Below are 3,851 nucleotides of genomic sequence, written 5' to 3' on the forward strand. Positions count from 1 at the left end.
TCCTTCTGCCAGTAAAGCACCGTCTATAATAGATGCATGATCGTATTTATCGGTGATCACAAAGTCGTTTTTACCAACCATAGTTGAAATACAACCCACATTTGCCTGATAACCAGTAGGATAACAAATGGCAGCTTCTTTGCCGACAAATTTTGCCAATTCGTTTTCCAGCTCTATGTGAATATCAAGAGTTCCGTTTAGAAAACGACTGCCAGCGCAACCACTGCCATATTTTTGGATGGCATTAATGGCTGCTTCTTTTACGCGTGGATGATTTGTTAGTCCCAAATAGCTGTTGGAACCCATCATCAACATCTTTTTCCCGTTGCAGATTACTTCTGTATCCTGCTCGGAAGTTATTTCTCTGAAATATGGATAAAAGCCCATAGCCATAATTTTGCGGGCATCCGTAAATTTATAACATTTATCCAGTAAGCTCACCTTTACCTCTTTTAGATTATTTGAAAGTTCTTCAGATTATTATACAAGACCTTAACCAAGTTGTATGTCATATACACAAGAGGGACTGATATCAGCATCCAAAAAATGCCTCCATACCAACCCCCGGCAATTAAAGTAAGAAGAACTAAAAGCGGATGCATATTTATTGTTCCTCCTACAACTACAGGGTAAACGATATTATTATCTATCAATTGAACGATATACATCGCCAATATTACATAAAGGGCAAAGAGTATTGAACCTCCATTGATTAAAACAGTTACTACAGCCAAAGCTCCTCCCAAAAAAGGTCCAAAATAGGGTATTATATTGGCTACTCCAGCTGTGGCTCCAATTAAGACGGAATTTGGAACACCCACTATGGTTAAAGCAGTAGATGCCAAAATGCCAACCGCTATAATTTCAAATAAGATAGCGCGTAAGAAGTTGCCTACTGTGCTGTCAATTTTCCTCATCATAATAATACAAAGTTCAAAATAGCGATTGTGGAACATACCGATGATGCTTTTGCGAAGCTTGTATTTATCCTTCAATAAAAAGAAGCTGATCAAGGGAACCGTAATAATGACGGAAATAGTGGAAAAGATCTTTTTGTAATTATCTATCAACAACTTGGGGATTTTTGCCAGAAAAGCATTGGTCTGATCTAACAATTCCACAAATTTTGGGGCTATGCTTAAGCCGGGAATTTTGGTATCCAGCTCTGCCAGAAAATCGTAAATATTGCTAACGAAAGGTAATGTTACCATATATCTTCCAGTTAGCTGTTCTCCGCTTGCCAAAATATTAAACAGATTATTGCCTTGCTGAATTAAAGCTGGAACTAAACGCGAAGTGAACCAAGCAATCACTCCCGCGATAATAAGATAAATTGTAATTACAGCCAGCCAGCGGGGAAAGTGTTTTCGCTCAAACCAGCCGACAAAAGGATCAAGAATATAAGAAAAAATAAGAGCATAGACGAGGTAATAAATGATGGAATGGTAAAAAAACAAACCCAAAATGAGAAGTGCAGATAAGAGAGTATAAAAGACCAACCTTGTCCAGTTCATTAATCTGCTGTTTCCTGTTTTGCCGTAATTTTAAAAATGTAGTTACTAAGCATTTTACAAAATGCCGTATATAGCTTTATGCCTAAATGCGGATTCTGCTTTATCAATTCCATCAAGTCAAAACGCGAGATAGCATAAACGGAAGTAGTCGTAATGGCTTTGGCAGAACAGCTACGAGTTTCTTCATTGAACATATCAATAATGCCCAAAACCTGGTTCGCTCCAATAATATTATGCCCCGCAGGATAGATGGAACCGTTGGCTTCAATCTTTCCGGAAAGAATGAAATAAACTACTTCCAAAGGATGTCCCTTTTCGTAAAGGACTTCTCCCTCTGCGAAAGTGCGTTTGTGTAAAAAGTTATTTAGTAAATAGAGTTCAAACGAATTCAGCTCGCTTAGGACAGGAAAATTTTTCAAATCCGCATATTTATCAGGTTTTTTCAGGACTTCTTTCAACCAGGCGAAAATATCTTTTAACATCTTTTACCTCAAAGTGTTATTATCATAAACAAGAGGAACGAAGGAACAGCCACCTGCCTCAGCTATTTCTATTCCATCATTGGTTTTATTGATGATATGCAGAACTTGGTAACCGGATTTACCGATGGGAATTGCCAATTTTCCACCTATTGCCAATTGTTCGATTAGGCGAGGGGGAACTTCTTCCGCGGCGGCAGAAACAATTATTTTGTTAAATTCCTTATAAGGCGGATATGCTTTTTCCCAGCCATTATGTCCGTCTCCAATTCTAAAATATATATTTTTGTAGCCGGCATTGCGTAAAATCTTTTGAGCATTTAAAGAAAGTGTTTCCAATCGTTCCACTGAACAGACCTCTTTCACAATTTCGGCAAGCAAGGCGCTTTGATATCCACTTCCAGTTCCAATCTCCAAAACAATGTCGGTGGGTTGTAAATCAAGCAATTGTAACATAATAGCTATCATTAAGGGCTGAGATATGGTTTGCCCGTCTTTGATGGGTAAGGGACGATTTTGATAAGCATATTCGCGACAATCAGTTAGAACATAATCCTCTCTGGGAACTTTGGCGAACGAGGATAAAATGGCTGAAGAAGTAATGCCTGCCAATTTCAGTTCATTTACCAATAGTTGCCGTTGATCTTCAAAACGCATTTTCAGGTCTCTAACTGTAACAAGTTATTTGTTTCCAGCCAATTTAATATGCGGGGGAAACTTTCGCCTTTGGTAAGTTCAAAACCCAAAGGAGTAAGCGAAATATAACCATTGGAAACTGCTTCTGCATCGGTTCCGGATTCATTGTCCCAAACAGGAATATCACCTCCCACTTCATAAGTAAAACTATCGTCTTTTTCTTCCAAAATCTTCACGAAATTATAATACTTACGATGACCCGTGCGAGTTAAACGAATACCTTTGATTGCGTCTATAGGAAGATTGGGTATATTGATATTTAAAACACCAAAGGGTTCTGCCAAATCAGCTATGCCCATATCCAGCATCTTCCTTATCCAGAAAGCAGCCACTTCAAATTTCTGGTTATGATAAGAATTAATGGAAACGGCAATAGTTCTATTACCCAAAAGAGCGGCTTCCATAGCCGCACCCACTGTTCCTGAATATAAAACATCTTCTCCCATATTTTGTCCAGCATTGATTCCAGAAATAATCAAATCCATCGGTTCGGTAAGTATTTTTTGCAAAGCGATAACGGAACAATCAACCGGCGTGCCACTTACGGCATATTCATTTTCCGCTATTTTATTCACTTTCAGTTTTTTTCTGATGCTTAAAGAATGTGAAGCAGCGCTGCGTTCACAATCTGGGGCTACAATTGTTATCTGATGTCCCGCCGCTTTCATTTCTTTAGCCAGTGCTCTAATTCCGGGAGCAAATATGCCATCGTCGTTTACCAATAATATCTTCAAGTATGTCTTCTCTCCTAAAATATGATTTGAGGATTAAGCAATAAATATATTACAGCTAATAGAATGATGATGAATAAAAGAGTAAAAAACCAATTTCGTTTGATAAATTTTATAAAACTGGGTCTATGTCTGTGCTTATGAGTGTATTGAACTGTTCTGTGCGAAAATAACCGTTTTGCATTATGCTTTTTTAAATTAGCATTTATCCTTAAGGAATGCTGGTCTGGTCTAAGCCATTTTACTTTTCCATTTTCAGCCAGATAGGGTTTGCAACCTAATGAAGTATAATACTTCTTTTGAGCAATCGTATAACCCTCAACTTTATCCAGATCAAGTTCTTGCACTATTGCAGAGTGTTTTTTTGCCATAAATTAATCCTCTTATATCATTGTGTATAAAATCATCTTTTCTGTCAAGCGGAAAAATTC

The 3,851-nt window shown here is 37.8% G+C and carries 6 protein-coding genes; all 6 read right to left on the reverse strand.

Annotated elements, in window-relative coordinates; genetic code table 11:
- The coding region (locus tag ABFC98_00960; GenBank protein ID MEN6444596.1) for an aminotransferase class I/II-fold pyridoxal phosphate-dependent enzyme at window positions 1-441 on the reverse strand (441 nt) is incomplete at its 3' end.
- A gap of 11 nt (window positions 442-452) precedes the next feature.
- Window positions 453-1,514 carry an AI-2E family transporter gene (locus tag ABFC98_00965; GenBank protein MEN6444597.1) on the reverse strand — a complete coding sequence of 354 codons (1,062 nt, stop codon included), beginning with the start codon at window positions 1,512-1,514 and terminating at the stop codon, window positions 453-455.
- Window positions 1,514-1,996, reverse strand: coding sequence for a cyclic nucleotide-binding domain-containing protein (locus ABFC98_00970; GenBank protein ID MEN6444598.1), 483 nt, complete (start codon window positions 1,994-1,996; stop codon window positions 1,514-1,516). Before ABFC98_00970 ends, ABFC98_00965 begins: the two co-directional genes overlap by 1 nt.
- A 3-nt stretch (window positions 1,997-1,999) precedes the next feature.
- A complete protein-coding gene (locus tag ABFC98_00975) occupies window positions 2,000-2,650 on the reverse strand; it encodes a protein-L-isoaspartate(D-aspartate) O-methyltransferase (GenBank protein ID MEN6444599.1) in 651 nt (216 codons plus the stop codon).
- Window positions 2,651-2,652: 2 nt separating this feature from the next.
- Complete coding sequence (gene surE, locus ABFC98_00980) at window positions 2,653-3,423, reverse strand: 5'/3'-nucleotidase SurE (GenBank protein MEN6444600.1); 771 nt, start codon at window positions 3,421-3,423, stop codon at window positions 2,653-2,655.
- A gap of 14 nt (window positions 3,424-3,437) precedes the next feature.
- On the reverse strand, window positions 3,438-3,791 hold the full coding sequence (locus ABFC98_00985) for a hypothetical protein (protein MEN6444601.1): 354 nt from the start codon (window positions 3,789-3,791) through the stop codon (window positions 3,438-3,440).
- Between the last annotated feature and the right edge of the window lie 60 nt (window positions 3,792-3,851).

The organism is Candidatus Cloacimonas sp. (assembly GCA_039680785.1).
GTDB lineage: Bacteria > Cloacimonadota > Cloacimonadia > Cloacimonadales > Cloacimonadaceae > Cloacimonas.

What these genes read in the sequence shown, in the direction of transcription:
- ABFC98_00965 (MEN6444597.1), bottom strand. Translation starts at nt 1,514, where the DNA reads ATGAACTGGACAAGGTTGGTCTTTTATACTCTCTTATCTGCACTTCTC.
- ABFC98_00970 (MEN6444598.1), bottom strand. Translation starts at nt 1,996, where the DNA reads ATGTTAAAAGATATTTTCGCCTGGTTGAAAGAAGTCCTGAAAAAACCT.
- ABFC98_00975 (MEN6444599.1), bottom strand. Translation starts at nt 2,650, where the DNA reads ATGCGTTTTGAAGATCAACGGCAACTATTGGTAAATGAACTGAAATTG.
- ABFC98_00985 (MEN6444601.1), bottom strand. Translation starts at nt 3,791, where the DNA reads ATGGCAAAAAAACACTCTGCAATAGTGCAAGAACTTGATCTGGATAAA.